Source organism: Actinoplanes sp. URMC 104 (assembly GCF_051386375.1).
Taxonomy (GTDB): domain Bacteria; phylum Actinomycetota; class Actinomycetes; order Mycobacteriales; family Micromonosporaceae; genus Actinoplanes.
In genome coordinates this window covers 1,133,086-1,149,374 of record NZ_JBPQTO010000004.1, presented here as the reverse complement: position 1 = coordinate 1,149,374, position 16,289 = coordinate 1,133,086, and the positions used below count along the sequence as shown (strand labels likewise).

The window sequence follows — 16,289 nt, the reverse complement described above, 5'->3', positions numbered from 1 at the left end:
TTGGTTGAATTATTTGGCTGCCGTGTGGCATTGTCAAGGCCGTGAACGGCCGCTTGATCAGTGCTTCCCGGGTTCCCGTCCGGCAATCGAGCGTGCGTGCCCACAATCTCGCGCTTGTGTTGCAGACAGTGGGAAACAGCGCAGACCGGCCATCCCGGGCGGCGATCGCGGCCCGCACCGGGCTCACCCGCGCCACCGTGTCCGCGCTGGTCGACGACCTCATCGCCGGTGGCCTGCTCGTCGAGTCGGAGCCGGCGCCGCGGACGGGGGCCGGCCGCCCCGCCGCCGGGCTCGGGCTCTCCCCCGACGGACCCGCCGGGCTCGGCCTCGAGATCAACGTCGACTACCTGGCCGCCTGCGTGGTCGACCTGACCGGCGTGGTGCGCCACCGGTTCGTCACGCGGACCGACCAGCGGGTCCTGCCGCCCGCCGAGGCCCTGGCCGCGCTGGACGCGCTGGCCGCCCGGGCCCGCTTCGCCGCGGAGGCCGACGGGCTGGTGCTCGCCGGGGCCGCGCTCGCCGTGCCCGGTCTGGTGACGCCCGGCGGGCTGGTGCGGGTCGCGCCCAACCTGGGCTGGCAGGACGTGGACGTCCCGCCGCTGCTGCCCGGCCTCGCCGACCTGCCGATCGCCGTCGACAACGAGGCCAACCTGGCCGCGCTGGGCGAGCTGCGGGCCGACGGCGCCGAGCCGAGCTTCCTCTACGTGTCCGGCGAGATCGGCATCGGCGCCGGCATCGTGCTCGACGGCGAGCTCTACCGCGGGGGCCGCGGGTGGAGCGGCGAGATCGGGCACGTCACCGTGCACCCCGGCGGCCGGCCCTGCCGGTGCGGCGCCAACGGCTGCCTCGAGCAGTACGCGGGTCAGGAGGCCGTGGCCGCCGACCCCGATCTGGCCGCGGGCTCGCTCGGCATCGCGCTCTCGGCCGTGGTCAACCTGCTCGACCTGGGCGTGATCGTGCTCGGCGGCGGCTACGCGCCCGAGTTCGACCGGCTGCGCGAGGGCATCGAGGCCGAGCTGCGCCGCCGGGTCCTCACCGCCGGGCTTGCGCCGGTCACGCTGCGCGCGGCCACGCTGGGCTCCGACGCGGCCATGCGGGGCGCGGCCGACGTGGTGATCCGGGGCGTGCGCGAGGATCCGGCGGGCTGGCTCGCCCGGGTTCAGGCCGTCTGAGCCGGCGCGGCCTCGCTGCTCGCGCCCGCGACGGCGGCGAACTCGGTCAGCCCGCGCAACAGCGCGGCGCGGCCCGCGGCGGACATCTGCTCGAGCACGCCGGTCAGCGCCCGGCGCCGGACGCGGCGCAGCTCGCTCAGCAGCGCGCGCGACGACGAGGTCAGATAAAGCGCGATCTCGCGCCGGTCGGCCCGGCCGGGCACCCGCTCGACCATGCCCGAGGCCACCAGCCGGTCGCAGAGCCGGCTCGCCGACGAGAGCAGCATGCCCAGCTCGGACGCCAGGCCCCCGAGGTTGACGCCCTCGGCGCGCTCGACGGCGAGCAGCGCGTTGAGCTGCACCGACGACATGCGCGGGGTGACCTGCTCACGGGCCACGTCCCACGCGAGCAGCAGGACCTCCGCGGCGTCGTCGATCGCCGCGGTCTGCGTCGGGTCCGGCACGTCCGGACCCTGGTGAACAGCCATGGTGCAGCAGAGACTACTCGTACGGCCGGGTCTGTTCGAGGAGGTCGTCATTGATCGGCAGGCTACTGGCGGTCCGCCGCATCCTGACGGACGCGGCGGCGGATGTCGTCCCGGAACGCCTGGCCGAGGGGCTGGCCACCGAGTACGGGGTCACCGAGACCGCGCTCTACCTGGTCGATTACCGGCTGGCCGCCCTGCTGCCCGTGCTCGGCGGCGGCACCCGCACCCACCCGGGCGACCCCGCCTGGCGCTGCTTCGACCACCAGTCCCCGGTGGAGCAGGACGGTGTCGTCTTCCTGCCGGTCTCGGTGCGCGGCGAGCGGATCGGCGTGCTCAGCTGCGCGCCCGCGCCCGCCGGGGCCCGGCGGGAGCTGGCCGAGATCGCCGTCGCGCTGGCCCACGAGGTGCAGGCCGCGGGCGCCGGCACCGACCGCTACCAGGCGGCGGCCCGCACGCGGCGGCTCACGCTGGCCGCCGAGATGCAGTGGGAGCTGCTGCCCGCGCGCAGCCGGACACGATCCTCGTTCGGTCTGGCCGGTCAGCTCGAGCCGTCCTATGCGGTGCGCGGCGACAGCTTCGACTGGGCCGAGCGGGAGGACAGGCTCGCGCTGAGCGTGCTGAACGGCATGGGCGACGGCGTGTCGGCGGCGCTGCTCACCTCGCTCGCGACCAGCGCCCTGCGCAACGCCCGCCGGGCCGGCATCGCGCTGGCCGACCAGGCGGCGCTCGCCGATCAGGCGCTGTTCGCCGAGCACCGGGGCGCCGCGCACGTGTCGGCGCTGCTGCTCGAGCTCGACCTGACGACCGGCGAGATGCTCGCGGTCGACGCCGGCTCGCCGCGGCTGCTGCGGCTGCGCGACGGCGCGGTCCACGACCCAGGGCTGACCGAGCAGTTCCCGCTCGGCATGTTCGAGGACACGGACTACCGGGTGCAGCGTTTCGGGCTGCGGCCGGGCGACCGCCTGCTGCTCGCCAGCGACGGGGTGTGCGACGCGACCGGGCCGGGCGGCCGGTACGGGGAGGCGGCGCTGCTGCGCTCGCTGCGGCGCACCGGGGCGCTGGCGCCGCTGCAGGCGGTGCGGTCGCTGCTCAGCGACCTGCGGGCGTACGTGGGGGACGCGGACCTCGAGGACGACGCGGTGGTCGTGTGCCTGGACTGGAAGGGGCCGCCACCCCGGTCGAGGTGACGGCCCCATCGCGTACGCGGGGGGATCGGTCAGCCGCTGGCCCCCGTGCGGCGGCCGATGGCCTCGACGAAGATCTGGCTCATCTTCGCCGGGTCGCGGGCCACGAAGACGCCGCCCGCGGGGGTCGCCTTCACGATCGTCTGCAGCTCGCCCTCCTCGACCTCGTCACCGATGCCGATGATCACCAGGCGGACCGGCTTGGTCGGGTCCTGCAGCTTCTTGAGCTGCTCGAGCAGGTAAGGCAGCTTGATGCCGGCGTCGTTGTCGTTGTTGCCGTCGGTGAAGATGATGACGGAGTTGACCTTGCCCGACTCGTACGTGTTCTTCACCTGCTTGTAGGCGTCGAGCACGGTGTCGTAGAGGCCGGTGTCGCCGCCGTCCTTGGGCACGATCTGGCTGATCGACGCCTGCAGGTCCGTGCGGGCCGAGGCCAGCGGGCTGATCGGCTCGATCTGCCGCCACGGCTTGGAGCCGTTCATCTCGGTGGAGAACAGCCACACGCCGACGGACCACTTGTTGCTGAACATCGACAGACCGGCGGCCGCCGCCTTCTGCGTCACGACGGCGCGGCTCTGGTTGCCCGCCGTGGGCACCTTCTCCTTCATCGAGCCGGAGACGTCGAAGACCGCGAGCACCCGGCCCGGCTGCGTGATGGCAGTCCAGCTGCCCAGCGCCTGGCTCAGCGTGCTGGCGTCCAGACCGGCCGCGGCGGTGCCGCCGTCGTTGCCGCCGCCGCTCGTGCCGACCGTGTTGCTGACCGCCGGCGAGGCGTCGGGCGCACCCAGCGGACGGCTGAAGCCGGCGCCGAACGAGCCGTCCGGCGCGCGCAGGCCGGCCGCGCCGAGCGCGTTCTTGAACGTGGCGGTGTCGAACTGGGCCCGCAGCCCGGCGGCCGCCTGCTGCTTGGGCAGGTCGGTCTCGGGCATCACCGCGTACGGGTAGTCGAGCGGCATCGGGCTGGGACTGAGGTAGAGCGCGGCCAGCGGTACCGGCGGCCGCGCCGCGTTGAACGCGACCACGTCCTCCTCGGACAGCGGGGCCGCGCTCAGGCTGCCGCCGAGGTCGGTCGGGTCGAGCGAGCGCGGGAACTGCTCGATCAGCTCGTCGCGCAGCGCGGACGCGCGCTCCGCCAGCGTCTGCATCGCCTTGACCCGGTTCTCCTGCCCCTGTTCGCCCGCGCCGGCCGCCTGGGCGAGCGCGAGCAGGCCGGACAGCCCGGCGGCGTCGCGGGTCGGGTTGGTGATGCCGGTGTTCAGGCTCGTGCTGGTCTGGATCTTCTGGAGCAGCTGCGTCCAGCCGAGCTTCTGCTTGGGCCAGCCCACGGTCTTGGCGACCGGCTCGGGCATGGCGAGCACGACCGGGCTCTGCGCGACGGGCTTGCTGTCGAGCGGCACGAAGCCGGGCGCCTCGGACTTCAGGCGCAGCAGCCACGTCGAGGAGTCGGGCAGCCACACGTCGGGCAGCTTGACCGCCTTGGGCGCCGTGCCCACCCCGGCGAGGACGACCTTGTGCTCGCCCGCGACCGCGGCGGCGGTCGCGGCGGCGGCGGCGCTCTCGACGGTGACGCCGACACACGTTCCGTTGACGTTCGCGCCGTCCTTCACCCAGCGCTGGGCGACCTGATCGACGGCGGGGGCGATCTCGGGGGTCGCGGCGACGGTCAGGCGAATCGCGCCGGTGCAGCCCTTGTCGCTGAGCTGCTGATATCCGACGTAGGACCCGGCCAGTACGACGACCACCGCCATCGCGGCCCCGACGACGCCCGCTCCCCTGAGATTGAAATTTCTACGATGGCGGCCAGACACGCGCTCCATAGTGCGCAAGTGCGTACCTGAATGCCATATACGTTCGGATGAAAGTTACTCAGATCGAAATTCTTGGCACCATACCTAACAGGCGGTGATGAGGCCGTCTCGATCAGTGGCGACCTGCGCCGGATTTGCGCGTCTTGCCGCCATGATCATCGATCGTCCCGTTCCGGACCTCAGTCGCGTTGGAAAGCATTCCAGCGCAGAAGGCACGTGGGCGTCGGCTCGGCGGTCGGCTCCCCCTGCGTGGCGGGCACGCCGGTCTCCCGGTCGACCCGGAACGTCGTCACGTTCTGTGAACGCTGGTTGGTGACGTACAGGTGATCCCCGGCCAGGATCATGTGCCTTGGCCAGTCACCCCCGACAGGCGTCTCGGCGACCAGCGTGGCGTTCTCGCCGTCCCACGCGAAGGTCGCGACCGTGTTCGGGCCCCGGTTGGCGACGTAGACGAAACGGCCGTCGGGGCGCACCACGATCTCGGACGGGTAGTTCTCGCCCTCGGCCGTGGTGGTCGCGGCGCGGCCGGCCTGCCGGAGCGAGCCGGCACCGGCGGGCCGCCACCAGGTGAGGTCGCCGCCCAGCTCGCCGACCACGAACAGCGCGCCGTCGGGCGAGAAGCGCACGTGGCGGGGGCCGGTGCCGGGCTCGGCCGCCACCGCGGCGGGCAGCATGGTGAGCCGGCCCGGGACCGGGTCGAGCCGGGCGCGCCACACCTTGTCGGAGCCGAGGTCGGCGATGAGCACCTCGTCGCGTACGGGGAAGACCATGTGGGCGTGCGGGCCGGCCTGGCGGTCGGCGACGGGGCCGCTGCCCTCCAGCGTCAGCAGGTCGGTGCGCTCGCCGGGAGCGCCCTCGGCGTCGAGCGGGAAGACGGCGACGGAGCCGGTGGCGTAGTTCGCGACGAGCAGGTGCCGGCCGTCGGGCGTGACCGCGAGGTGGGCCGGGTCGCCGCCGCCGGTGGGCCGGACCGCCAGCGGGGTGAGCGCGCCGTCGGCGGCCACCGTGAAGGCGCTGACCGTGCCGTCGGTCTCGAGCTCGTTCACCGCGTACAGGACCGGCAGCGCGGGATGCTGCACCAGGAACGACGGCGAGGGCGTGCGGGCGACGACGCCCAGCCGGGTCAGCACCCCGGTGACCGGGTCGCGCCTGAGCAGCGTGACGCCCTCGCCGTCACCGCCCTTGTCCGCCGTGTAGCCACCGACGTAGACGTGTTCCGCGCTCGCGCTCGAGGTGCTCATGGTGTGATCGAATCACACCGGCCGCGGTCAGCGGGACGCGGCGGCGGCCAGCTGGCGGCGGGCCACGTACTCGACCAGCTCGATCAGCACGTTGCGCGCGGCGGCCTGCTCGCGGGCGTCGAACAGCACCACGGGCACGTCCTCGTCGAGGTCGAGCGCGCGGCTCACGGCGTCGGCGCCGAAGCGCTGCTCGGAGTCGAAGCAGTTGACCGCGACGACGAACGGGGTGCCGCGCTGCTCGAAGTAGTCGATCGAGGGAAAGCAGTCCGCGAGCCGGCGGGTGTCGGCCAGCACCACCGCGCCGAGCGCGCCCTGCGACAGCTCGTCCCACAGGAACCAGAACCTGTCCTGCCCCGGCGTGCCGAACAGGTAGAGCTGCAGGTCCTCGGTGATCGTGATGCGGCCGAAGTCCATCGTGACGGTCGTCGTGGACTTGCCCTCCACGCCGCCGGTGTCGTCGGCGCCCTCGACGCCGGTGAGGATCTCCTCGGTCTGCAGGGGACGGATCTCGCTGACCGAGCCCACCATGGTGGTCTTGCCCGCGCCGAATCCGCCGGCAATCAGGATCTTGAGCGCGACCGGGATGCGCGACGACGCGCCGTTACGGTCAGAGCGCACGGAGTCCATTGACAACCGCCTTGAGTACGTCGACATCGTGCGGCTGGGACGCCGCCGGGGGTTCGTACAGCGAGATGAGACCCGCCGAGCGTAGATCACCGAGCAAAACCCGGACGACGCCGATCGACAGGTCGAGCGCGGACGCCAGCTCCACCACCGAGATCGGCTCCCACGACGCGGCGACGATCGCATGGTGCTCGGGCTGCAGCCCGGCGCCGGCGCCCTCGCCCGCCGCGGTGGCGACCACGAAGGCCACGAGGTCGAACTCGCCGTCCTCGGGGGCCACGCGGCCCTGCGTCATCGCGTAGGGACGCACCACCGGCCCCGCGTCGTGGTCGAGCCAGTCGTGCGTCACGCGTGGCCCGTCAGCCGGCATCGGGGATCACGGCGGAGCGCTCGGGGGCGCTCATGTTCTGGCCCACGCGGGTGACGAGCATGGCCATCTCGTACGCGATGAGCCCGAGGTCGGCGTCGCTGGAGGCCACCACCGCCAGGCACGCGCCGTGCCCGGCGGCCGTGACGAACAGGAAGGCCGACTCCATCTCGACCACCGTCTGGCGCACCGGGCCCGCCCGGAAGTGCCGGCTCGCGCCCTTGGCCAGGCTCTGGAAGCCCGCCGCCATGGCCGACAGGTGCTCGGCGTCCTCGCGGCTCAGCGCGGCCGACGCCCCCATCAGCAGCCCGTCGGCCGAGAGCACGACCGCCTGCTGTGCCGTGGGCACCCGCTCCACCAGATCGTCGAGGAGCCAGGTGAGGTGCGCGCGCTGGTTCGTCGTCTGTGTCACTTATGCGTCCTCTTCCGGCCTGATCACGTCTTCGCCCCCGGAGCCACCGGCACGGTGTCCCCCCGCATCCCGTCCGCCCCCGGGTGCTGCCTCCTCCCGGGCGAGCGCAACGTTCACGATCGCCGGGAAACTGACGGTAGCCGCATCCGCAAAGGATGCAGCGCTTCGGGGACCATCCATGTCCGTGTCATCCGCATTGGACCGATCTTCAGATGGCCTGCTCCCGCCGGGTGGGTCACCCGGCGTGAGCCGGCCCTCCGCCAGGTAGCGAGACGCGTCGATGCGGCCGCGGGTGGTGCCGGACTGCAGCGCGCTCATGATGCTGCGGACCTGCTCGGGCGAGCGCAGCTGCGGCGCCTGCTCCTCGGGCGGCTCACCGGCCGGGCGGCGCAGCTGCGGCGCCAGGTTGGCCTGGCGCTTGCGGCGCGGCAGCCCGTCCTCGGTGGTCTCGGCGCTGGGCGCGGTGAGATCGGGCACGGCCGGAACGCTCGGCGCACTCGCTGCGCTCGGGGCACTCGGGGCGCCGGGCGGAGCGGCGTTCGGGGCGCTTCGGGCGCCGGTCGGTGCTGCGCTCGGGGCACTCCGGGCGCCGGTCGGTGCTGCGCTCGGGGCGCTCGGGGCGTCGGACGGGCCGGCGCTGGGGATGCCGGTCGGAGCGGCGGCCGGAGTTCCGGGCGGAGCGATGCGTGTCGGCGGCGGCGGAGCGAGCGGGATGGGGGCGGAGTTGCGGGGCACCGCTCGCTGGCGCGGGATGGCGGGTGGCGGCGGCTCCGCTCCGGACAGTGCGCGCCGCACCTCGGGGGCTGCCAGCTGCGCCTCCGCCTGAGCGGCGGCCGCGTCGGCGGGTGCCTGGCCGGCCGGGCGGCGTACGCGCTTGCGTTGCACGAGGCCGTCGGCGCTCAGGCCGTCGGCGATCGAGCTCGGCGAGGGGCCGCTCGGGTCGGCGCGGTGCTGGCCGGCGCCGGCGGCTGGGCCTGGTAAGGCCGGGTCGGTGTCTGCGGCCGGGCCCCGCACCACGGGGCCGGCGCCGGTGGCCGCGCCGCGGACCGGGCGGTGCGGCTCGGCGGTGGGCACCGCGGTGCCGTTGATGATGGGGTGCCCGGCGGCGGTGAGCTGCTGCAGCTGCTCGGCGCCCTGCCACTGCAGCGCGGCCAGCGAGGGCCGCGACGGGTCGTCGCTGCCCGAGCCGACCAGCGGGCGCTCGCCGGTGGACAGTCCGGAGGGCAGCGCGGCGGCCGGCGTCGCGGCGACGACCAGCTCGCCGGGCACCAGCACGATCGCGGTGACCCCGGCGTACGCGGAGGCGCGAAGCGACACCCGGATGCCGTGCCGGTGGGCGAGCTGGGCCACCACGAACAGGCCGAGCCGCGCGCTGTCGGCCGGGTCGAAGTCGGGCGGCTCGGCCAGGCGGCGGTTCGCCTCGTCGATGGCCTCGGGGGCCATGCCGAGCCCGCGGTCCTCGATCTCGAGGCCGTAGCCGTTGGGCAGCACCTGGCCGGTGACCTGCACCCGGGTGTGCGGCGGGGAGAACGAGGCCGCGTTCTCGAGCAGCTCGGCGAGCAGGTGGATGACGTCGCCGACCGCGCGGCCCAGCACCGAGGCCGACTCGACCGAGCGGATGTCGATGCGCTTGTAGTCCTCGACCTCGCTGATCGCGCCGCGCACGACGTCGATGACCGGGACCGGGTTGCGCCAGCCGCGGCCGGGGGCGGCGCCGGCGAGGATCACCAGGTCTTCCGCGTGGCGCCGCATGCGGGTGGCGAGGTGGTCGACGCGGTAGAGGTCCTCGAGCTCCTGCGGCTCGGTCTCGCGCCGCTCCATGCGGTCGAGCAGGGCGAGCTGGCGGTGCAGCAGCGTCTGGCTGCGCCGGGCGATGTTGAGGAACACCTCGTTGAGGCCGCGCCGGACGTTAGCCTCCTCGACCGCGGACTGCAGGGCCGTCCGCTGCACGTCGTTGAACGCGTGCCCGAGCTGGCCGATCTCGTCGCGGCCGTACTCCAGCGGGGGTGTCTCGACGTCGACGTCGACCTCCTCGCCGCGCTGCAGCCGGCGGACCACTGTGGGCAGCCGCTCGGCGGCCATCTCGCGGGCCTCGCCGTGCAGGCGGCGCAGCCGGCCGACGATCGAGCGGCCGACCCGCACCGACAGGTAGAGCGAGAAGGCCAGCGCGGCCAGGCCGAGGATGCCGGCCAGGCCCAGGCGGACGAGCACCTTCTCGGCGACCGGACGCGCGCGCTCGGTCAGCGAGTCGGTCGCGGCGAGCTCGAACGAGCGCAGCTCCTGCGCCACGGAGACGTAGGCGGGGCGGAACTCGGAGCTGCTCACCGGCGTGGCGACGCCGTCGCGGCTCTGCTGCACGAGCTGCGCCAGCAGGCTGTCGAGCCGCTCGTACGCGACCCCGCTGGTCAGCTCGTTGTACGCGGTGCGGTCCGACTCGGCCATGTCGACGACGCCGCGGTCGAGCAGGAAGCGGGCGGTGCCGACGTCCTGGATGAGCTGGCCGCGCAGCTCGGGGTCGAACTTGCCCGCGGCGGTGGCGCCGCCGACCAGCGCGTCGACCCGGCTCAGGTACTCCTGGCCGTGGCCGACCGTGGTGAGCGCGCGCAGCTCGCTGTCGATCTGCTCGTCGTTGAAGGTGGCGGTGGCCGCGAAGGTCTGGAAGCCGGACCCGATCACGTTGCTGAACAGGTTCTGCGCGCCGATCGGGTCCATCGCGCGGCGGTCGATGTAGCCGCGGTTGCCGGTCAGGCTGTCGATCTGGGTGAGGAACTGGTCGATGCGCCCGCGCAGCGCGGCGTTCGTCGCGTCGCGGGCCTTGTCGCTCTCGGCGAGCCGGCGGAAGTTCGCGATCGCCTTGTCGGTGGCGCTGCGCTGGTCGATCAGCGTCTGCGAGATCGGGCCGGTGACCGAGAGGTACTCCACGCTGAACAGACGCTCGCGCTGCAGCTGGCCGACGAGCTCGATGCCGGGGTTGCCGACGTTGTCCAGCACCGTGCGCGCGGACAACAGGTTGAACGCCGGGCCGGCGGTGAGCGCGGTGGCGAACAGCCACAGGACCAACAGGGCCGTCAGCGGGACGGCGACCAGCACGACGATCTTCGAACGGATCGACCAGTATCGCTTCTTCATCGGGCTCCGCTCTTCCGGCGTACGCCCTGGGGAGGATACGGAAAACCGTCCGGGCGAGCCACCGGCGTCGCGTACCGAAAAAAGCCCTTAAGTCCTTCATGGGCACCGACATCGGCACGCCGCGCCCGGTCGTCCTTATGACACTGTGACCGGGCAGTGACCCACCGGAACGAGATCAACCGGAAACACGGGTGCGCAAAGGGGATTGACGGCGCACCGGTGTTGGGAATACCGGGTCTGGATAAGGAGGAGGCCCGATGTCCCCCACAGCCTTGATCGTCCTCATCGTCGTCATCCTGGTCGTGATCGCCGCGGTCGTCTACGGCATTCAGGTCATGCGGCGCAAGCAGTTGCAGCACACCTTCGGACCGGAGTACGACCGGGTGGTCGCCGACACCGGGAGCCGCACCGAAGCCGAGAAGGAGCTCCGCGACCGCGAGAAGCGGCACGCCGAGCTCGAACTGAAGCCGCTGTCCCCCGAGGCGCAGCGCACCTACGCGGCGAACTGGGAGGAAGTGCAGATCCAGTTCGTGGACAACCCCTCGTCGGCCGTCACGGCCGCCGACGAGCTGGTCACCCGGCTCATCACCGATCGCGGCTACCCGACCGGCGAGTACGACGAGCGGCTCGCGACGCTGTCCGTCGAGCACGCCCGCACGCTCGAGCACTACCGCGAGGCGCACGAGATCAGCCGGCGCAACAGCGCGGGCGAGGCGAACACCGAGGACCTCCGGCAGGCGCTGGTGCACTATCGGGCCCTCTTCGCCGACCTGCTGGGCACCGATCCCGTGCCGTCAACCGGTATCAATACAACAGAGGCGGCTCCCGCTCCCCGGCCGGCCGCCGACGATTCCTCCGCTCGCGACACCAGCCGCTAGGAGCCACCGCCATGAAGTTCTTCTCCAACGAGAAAGACACCGAGACGCAGACCGATCCGGACCGTACGGGTCCCGTGTCGTCGGAGCCCGTGGGCATACCGCCGCAGCGGGCCGGCTCGCCGTGGAGCGACGCGCCGCGCGACCCGGCCGACGCCGACCCCGACCGGACCGTCTTCCTGCCGGAGGGCACCCGGCAGGGCTCGCACCCCGCGGGCGACCGGGCCCCGGACTCGCCGGTCGACCTGCCGCTGACCGACGATGACTCCCCGGACGCGACGGTCCGGGACGAGGGCACGTTCGACAGCCCGCGCGCGGTCGACCCCGCCACCGGGCGCCCCCTCGACGGCGACTCCACCGTGCGGGACGACGGCACCTTCGACGGCCCGCAAGCGGTGGACTCCGCCACCGGGCGGCCGCTCGACGGCGACCGGCCGAGGGACGCGGCCCTCGAGGACGACGGCACCTTCGACAGCCCGCGCGCGGTCGACCCGGCCACCGGGCAGACGCTCGAGGGCGACCGGCAGGGCGCCGAGGGGCTGCGCGACAGCGAGGACTTCCAGCGGGCGCCCGACGCGCCGGCCGGGCCCGTCGCCGCCGCTGCCGCCGTGCCGGTCGGCGCCACGACCGCTCCCCCCGCCGCGGCCCCGGCGCCCGCCGCCACGGCCCCCTCCACGCCGGCGCCCGCCACGACCGGCGACTCCTCCGGGGAGCGGCTGCTGCCCGACGGCGACTCGTTCGTCGAGCGGTTCCGCGAGATCCAGCTGCGCTTCGTGGACGAGCCCAAGGAGGCCACCGCCGAGGCCGCGACGCTGGTCGGCGACGCCGTGGACAGGCTGACCAGCGCCCTCAAGGCGCAGCGGGACAAGCTGGGCGGCAACGCCGACGACACGGAGAAGCTGCGTGTCGAGCTGCGCGCGTACCGGGAGATTTTGAACCGCCTGATCGCGCTCTGAGAGATCCGTCGACCGAAGGGGGAGCCGCCGGCTCCCCCTTCGGCGTTACCGTGCTTCGGCGTTACCGTGCTTCGGCGTTACCGTGCTTCGGCGTCACCGTGCTTCGGCGTTACCGTGCGAGGGTGCGCGCCGACCGCCTGCTTTCGCTCCTGCTGCTCTTGCAGACCCGGGGGCGCATGACGGCGCAGGAGCTCGCCGCGGAGCTCGAGGTGTCGGTGCGCACGGTGTACCGCGACGTGGAGTCGCTCGGCGCGGCGGGCGTGCCGGTCTACGCCGACCGCGGACCGGCCGGCGGCTACCAGCTGCTGGACGGGTACCGCACCCGGCTGACCGGCCTGACCTCCGACGAGGCGGGCACCCTGTTCCTGGCCGGGATGCCCGGGCCGGCCGCCGAGCTGGGGCTGGGATCGGTGCTGGCGGCCGCGCAGCTCAAGCTGCGGGCGTCGCTGCCCGGCGAGCTGGCCGACCGGGCCGACCGCGTGCGCGAGCGGCTGCACCTCGACGCGCCCGGCTGGTTCCGCGGCGACGAGCCGGTGCCGCACCTGTCGACCGTGGCCGACGCGGTGTGGAGCGGGCGCCGGCTGGAGATCCGGTACCGGCGGTGGAAGGCGCCGCGCGAGGTGACCCGGACGCTGCATCCGCTGGGCGTCGTGCTCAAGGCCGGGCGGTGGTATCTGGTGGCCGCCACCGACACGCGGACGACCGCCTACCGGGTGTCGAGCATCCTGGACGCCGAGCTGCTCGACGAGCCGGCCCGGCGTCCGGAGGGCTTCGAGCTGGCCGCGTTCTGGCGGGAGTGGACCCAGCGGTACGAGCGGAGCGTCTACACGGCGACGGCGACGGTCCGCATGACGGTCGCGGCGCTCGAGCGGATGGCGTACGTCTTCCCGCCGGAGATGTCGCGGGTGGCGCGGGCCGAGGCCGGGGAGCCCGACGAGTCGGGGTGGCTGGTGACGCGGGTGCCCATCGAGTCGGTGCGGCACGGGCACATCGAGCTGCTCAAGCTGGGCGCCGAGGCGGAGGTGCTGGAGCCGCCCGAGCTGCGCGAGTGCTTCGCCGCGACGGCGCGCGGGCTGGCCGCGACCTACCTGCCGGCCGCCACGTAGTCGCCGCGGTTGCCATGGCCGTACGGGGCCGGGTCCGCGTACGTCGGCTCGTCCTCGTCCGGGTCGTCCTCGGGCGGCAGGGTCGGGTAGCCGGTCTCGTCCTCGACGGGCGGCTCGGTGGTGCCGGTCGGGCCGGTCGTCGGCTCGGTGGTCGACTCCGTGGGCGGGGTCGTGGGGCCGTCGGTGGTCGGCTCGGGCTCGGTCGTCACCGAGGTGCTCGTGGGTGACGGCGTCGGCGAACTGCTGCTCGCGCTCGGCGACGGCTTCGCCGACGGAGAGGTGGTCAACGGGCGGGCGTCGCTGCGGGGCCGCGTGCCGGTGACCGGGGTGTCGTCGGCCGCCGCGCCGGCGCCGGTGCCGCCGAGCAGCTCCTGCCCGGCCTGCTCCGCGCGCTGCTCGCTGACGGCGGGCGGCTGGACCGGGCTCTCCTGCACCGCGCCGAGCTGCACGCCCATCCACAGGGCAGGCCCGAGCCCGACCGCGACGATCGCCCCGAAGAGCGCCATCGGTCCCCGCTCCATGTCTGGCCTCCCCGCCTCGCTGGGATCATCCCGCCGATGCTGGGCACTTCTCTACCCGTTATCGGGAGCGGTAAAGCGAACGTTCCGCGATGCCATTGTGACCCGAGGTGACGGACTGGTCGCTCATTGGTCGCCCACCCGACCCGCATGTCGAGAAGCACGAACCGTTCAGCCAGCGTGCGGCACCTGGAGAGAGTCGGGGGGCTCCGGCGACGCCGTGCGGTCGGCGCGTGCGGTTCGGAACGCCGGCATCTGCGCGGTATGGCGCTGCGTGAGGAGCGCCACAGCGCAGGGCAGATATGGCACAACCCGGAGTTGATCGCGTTGCCAGCGAGGACGCCACGGAGCCAGGACGGGCGGTTCGCGCCGCCCGGCGGTCAGCGCGTGCGAGTGAGGAACGCGACGGCGTCGTCGAGGGCGGCCCAGCCGCCGGGCAGCTCCTCGGAGTCGAGGGTCGTGCGGACGGTCAGGGTGCCGCCGTCGCGCAGGCTGATCTCCCACGAGCGGCGGCCGTTGCGGGTGGCCGAGGCGGTGGCGACGTCGGCGAACGGCACGAACCGGTGCCCGGCGGTCTCGGTCAGCGTCGCGGTCGCCGTCTTTCCCGCGCCGACTGCTTCCCCGGCGCCGACCGACCCACCCGCGGCGGCAGGCGCACCCACGGCGACGGGCGCATCGGCCGATGGGTCTCCGCTGCCGATCGGCGCGCTGGTGTCGGCGGGCGCACCCGTGGCGCCGGCTGGGGAGCCGTCGGGGAGGACGCCCTCGGCGGCCAGGCGGGTCAGGCGGCGCTTGGCCTCGTGGTGGCGGGAGCGGGGCAGCGCGGGCAGCAGGACGAAGCCCGTCTCGAGGACGAGCAGGTCGGTGCGGGCGCCGTCGACCTGGACGCCGACCACGCCGCCCAGGACGGGGACGCGGGCGGAGTGGTGGCGGGTGGCGCCGGCCCGGGCGGTCAGGTCGATGCCCAGCGAGGTCAGCCATTCGCGGGCCCGCTCGACCGTGGCGGGGTCGCCGGCCATCTCGGCGGGCGCCTGCAGCTCCAGATAGGACCCGTCGATCGCGACCAGTTCGGCGGTGCCCGTCCAGCTGTGCCGCCAGCGGGCCACGCCGCTGTGCAGGGCGGCCAGCGCGAGCAGCAGGCCGATCAGGTCGGTGACGCGGGCGGACACCTCCTCGGGCGGCAGGTCGCCGAACACGGTCTCGGCGATCTTGCGCAGGCGGCCGTCGGCGGCGAGGTCGAGCACCTCGGCGGCGCCGGTCACGGGGCTGCCGGCCGCGTGGGACAGCGCGCGCAGCGACGCGTCGGCCTCGCGCTCCATCTCGGCCAGGCGCGCGACGCCGAAGAACTCGTCCCACCCCACGACCGCGCGCCCGCCCACCGGGAAGGCGACCGCCTGCAGCGCCCGGCCCAGCCCGGGCAGGTCGGGCACGAGGTCGCCGGCCGGTCGCTCGGGCGGCTCGGGGCCCTCCGGGGTCACGGCGGCCAGGGCGGCCAGGCGTTCGGACAGCGGCGGGTGCGGGTCCCACTCGCCGGGCGGCTCGGGATCGCGGGCGCGCAGCCGGGCCACGTCGTCGGGGCGCGCGGCCAGCACCCGCAGGAAGCCGCCGAAGATGTCGTCGGGCACCAGGCCGGTCTGCCAGCCGGGGCTGAGGTACTCGGCGTGGAACAGCTGCTGCATGCCCTCGAGCGCGGGGCCGTCGCGCAGCACGGCGGCCGCGGCGCGGGGGCCGGCGAACGAGGCCGCGACCCGGTCGGCGGCCAGCTCCTGCGCCCGGCTGTGCGGGGTGTCGACCGATCTGTACCACCGCGCCCACGCGCGCAGCAGCGGACCGGCGGGGCTGCGGGCGGGGATGCGCGGGACGATGCGCCCCAGGGCGACGCGGCCGCGCCGGGCCGCCGGGGCGAACCGGCCGCCCAGCGCCGGGGAGCCGTGGGCCAGCTCGTGCGCGACGACGGCCCGCAGCCGCGACTCGTCCCACGCCTGCAGCAGCGGAAGCCCCAGGTAGAGCTCGCGACGGCCGCCCAGCAGGCCGCCGAGGCGCAGCCTCTCGGAGAGCGTGGCCCCGGCCCCGGCCACGACGGTCACGCCGTCGGGCGGCTTGACGCCTGCCGCGGCGGCCGCCTCGTCGAGCATCGACCAGAGCGCGGGCGCGTGCTCGCGCAGCACGGGCACCCCGGCCGGGGCGGGACGGCGCAGCCGCAGGGCTCGTACGGTCGCCCACCAGAGCAGGCCCGCCGCGGCGATGACCAGCGGCACGGCGACCTGCAGCGCGAGCGTGCCGGGCAGCAGCTCGAGCACCAGCCACACGGCCAGCAGCACCGCGGCGACCTGCAGCCAGGCCACCGCCAGGAAGCCGGCCAGCATGGCCACCGACCGCGCGGCCGACGACCGTACGCCCGGGTCGGCTGCCTCCGCCTCCCGCTGCACC

The 16,289-nt window shown here is 74.2% G+C and carries 14 protein-coding genes; 5 read left to right on the top strand and 9 right to left on the bottom strand.

Features of this window, described 5'->3' with window-relative positions; all coding sequences use genetic code 11:
• The first annotated feature begins 41 nt into the window (after positions 1–41).
• The gene (locus ACSNN8_RS19205; protein WP_436650578.1) at positions 42–1,172 is read left to right on the top strand and encodes an ROK family transcriptional regulator; all 1,131 of its coding nucleotides are present in this window, start codon (positions 42–44) and stop codon (positions 1,170–1,172) included.
• On the opposite strand, the gene ACSNN8_RS19200 is transcribed toward ACSNN8_RS19205, so the two are convergent.
• A complete protein-coding gene (locus tag ACSNN8_RS19200) occupies positions 1,160–1,639 on the bottom strand; it encodes a MarR family winged helix-turn-helix transcriptional regulator (RefSeq protein ID WP_436650577.1) in 480 nt (159 codons plus the stop codon). The two genes, ACSNN8_RS19205 and ACSNN8_RS19200, sit on opposite strands and share 13 nt — an antisense overlap.
• 50 nt (positions 1,640–1,689) lie before the next feature.
• On the opposite strand from ACSNN8_RS19200, the gene ACSNN8_RS19195 reads away from it, so the two are divergent.
• Positions 1,690–2,826, top strand: coding sequence for a PP2C family protein-serine/threonine phosphatase (locus ACSNN8_RS19195; RefSeq protein WP_436650576.1), 1,137 nt, complete (start codon positions 1,690–1,692; stop codon positions 2,824–2,826).
• A 29-nt stretch (positions 2,827–2,855) separates the two neighbouring features.
• On the opposite strand, the gene ACSNN8_RS19190 is transcribed toward ACSNN8_RS19195, so the two are convergent.
• From ACSNN8_RS19190 to ACSNN8_RS19165, 6 genes are all read right to left on the bottom strand, one after another.
• Positions 2,856–4,571 carry a VWA domain-containing protein gene (locus ACSNN8_RS19190; protein WP_436650575.1) on the bottom strand — a complete coding sequence of 572 codons (1,716 nt, stop codon included), beginning with the start codon at positions 4,569–4,571 and terminating at the stop codon, positions 2,856–2,858.
• 239 nt (positions 4,572–4,810) lie between these two features.
• The gene (locus ACSNN8_RS19185) at positions 4,811–5,872 is read right to left on the bottom strand and encodes a lactonase family protein (RefSeq protein ID WP_436650574.1); all 1,062 of its coding nucleotides are present in this window, start codon (positions 5,870–5,872) and stop codon (positions 4,811–4,813) included.
• A gap of 27 nt (positions 5,873–5,899) precedes the next feature.
• The gene (locus ACSNN8_RS19180; protein ID WP_436650573.1) at positions 5,900–6,499 is read right to left on the bottom strand and encodes a GTP-binding protein; all 600 of its coding nucleotides are present in this window, start codon (positions 6,497–6,499) and stop codon (positions 5,900–5,902) included.
• Positions 6,480–6,866, bottom strand: coding sequence for a DUF742 domain-containing protein (locus ACSNN8_RS19175; RefSeq protein WP_436650572.1), 387 nt, complete (start codon positions 6,864–6,866; stop codon positions 6,480–6,482). Before ACSNN8_RS19175 ends, ACSNN8_RS19180 begins: the two co-directional genes overlap by 20 nt.
• On the bottom strand, positions 6,856–7,275 hold the full coding sequence (locus ACSNN8_RS19170) for a roadblock/LC7 domain-containing protein (protein WP_436650571.1): 420 nt from the start codon (positions 7,273–7,275) through the stop codon (positions 6,856–6,858). Before ACSNN8_RS19170 ends, ACSNN8_RS19175 begins: the two co-directional genes overlap by 11 nt.
• Positions 7,276–10,404 (bottom strand): nitrate- and nitrite sensing domain-containing protein, encoded by a 3,129-nt coding sequence (locus ACSNN8_RS19165; RefSeq protein ID WP_436650570.1) that lies wholly within the window; start codon positions 10,402–10,404, stop codon positions 7,276–7,278.
• Between the two features lie 257 nt (positions 10,405–10,661).
• On the opposite strand from ACSNN8_RS19165, the gene ACSNN8_RS19160 reads away from it, so the two are divergent.
• The 3 genes from ACSNN8_RS19160 to ACSNN8_RS19150 all read left to right on the top strand — a co-directional run bounded on the left by ACSNN8_RS19160 (position 10,662) and on the right by ACSNN8_RS19150 (position 13,341).
• Positions 10,662–11,282 (top strand): hypothetical protein, encoded by a 621-nt coding sequence (locus ACSNN8_RS19160; protein ID WP_436650569.1) that lies wholly within the window; start codon positions 10,662–10,664, stop codon positions 11,280–11,282.
• Between the two features lie 11 nt (positions 11,283–11,293).
• The gene (locus tag ACSNN8_RS19155; protein WP_436650568.1) at positions 11,294–12,235 is read left to right on the top strand and encodes a hypothetical protein; all 942 of its coding nucleotides are present in this window, start codon (positions 11,294–11,296) and stop codon (positions 12,233–12,235) included.
• A gap of 122 nt (positions 12,236–12,357) precedes the next feature.
• Complete coding sequence (locus ACSNN8_RS19150) at positions 12,358–13,341, top strand: helix-turn-helix transcriptional regulator (protein WP_436650567.1); 984 nt, start codon at positions 12,358–12,360, stop codon at positions 13,339–13,341.
• Here ACSNN8_RS19150 and ACSNN8_RS19145 read toward each other — a convergent pair.
• Positions 13,320–13,862, bottom strand: coding sequence for a hypothetical protein (locus tag ACSNN8_RS19145; protein WP_436650566.1), 543 nt, complete (start codon positions 13,860–13,862; stop codon positions 13,320–13,322). The genes ACSNN8_RS19150 and ACSNN8_RS19145 overlap by 22 nt on opposite strands.
• 377 nt (positions 13,863–14,239) lie before the next feature.
• Complete coding sequence (locus ACSNN8_RS19140; RefSeq protein ID WP_436650565.1) at positions 14,240–16,288, bottom strand: peptidase; 2,049 nt, start codon at positions 16,286–16,288, stop codon at positions 14,240–14,242.
• Position 16,289: the final 1 nt, after the last annotated feature.